The 876-nt window shown below is 57.6% G+C and carries 1 protein-coding gene; it reads right to left on the bottom strand.

Annotated features, from left to right (window positions below; all coding sequences use genetic code 11):
- Positions 1-876: ATP-binding cassette domain-containing protein (locus J5224_RS31100; RefSeq protein WP_264628863.1), on the bottom strand; the 876-nt coding region annotated here is incomplete at both ends.

The following is an 876-nucleotide window of genomic DNA, read 5'->3' as shown; positions in this document are numbered from 1 at the left end:
AACCTCGTGCACGTAAGCGTGTTCCTCCGCCTGTTGCAGCGGGTCCTCGCTAGCGTGTGGATACCCCAACAGAATATTGCTGCGCAGCGTTTCTTCTGGCAAATGCGGATTTTGTCCCAACCAACTGAGGTGTTTACGCCATGCATTGGCATCCAGCGTATGCAGTTCCTGCCCGTTGATACACAGCGAGCCGCGATAGGGTAAAAAACCGAGCAGCACGTTAAGCAATGAACTTTTACCTGCACCGCTCACGCCGACCAGCGCTACCCGCTGTCCCGGCTCGAGCGTAAAGGTCAGCGGTTCGGTTAACGCAGTGCCAGTGGGCGATAGCACCACCAGTTGGTCAGCTCGGATGGCAATGGTTTCCGCGTCAAAAGGCTGTGTGCCGAGGCCGACCTCTTCCGCTTCCGCAGTAAGAAAGCTCACCAGCGATTCCGCTGCGCCGACCGCCTGCGCTTTTGCGTGATAAAATGTGCCCAGATCGCGCAACGGCTGGAAAAACTCGGGGGCGAGAATCAAGACCAGAAAGCCGGCAAACAGGGTGACGCCGGTACCATAATGGCCGAAATTCAGCTCGCCAAGGTAAGAAAAGCCGAAATATACCGCGACGACCGCGATGGAGATAGAGGCAAAAAACTCCAGTACGCCGGAGGAAAGGAATGCCATGCGCAGCACTTCCATGGTGCGGCTGCGAAAATCTTCCGACGCCCGGCGAATGTCATCCACTTCTGCCGCCCCGCGATGAAACAGTCGCAACGTCTCCATGCCGCGCAACCGATCGAGAAAGTGACCGCTCAGCCGCGCCAGTGCCAGAAAATTACGGCGGTTGGCATCCGCAGCCCCCATGCCGACCAGCGCCATAAACAACGGGATCAG

The organism is Candidatus Symbiopectobacterium sp. NZEC135 (assembly GCF_025962695.1).
This window is presented reverse-complemented; position numbering and strand designations above follow the sequence as displayed.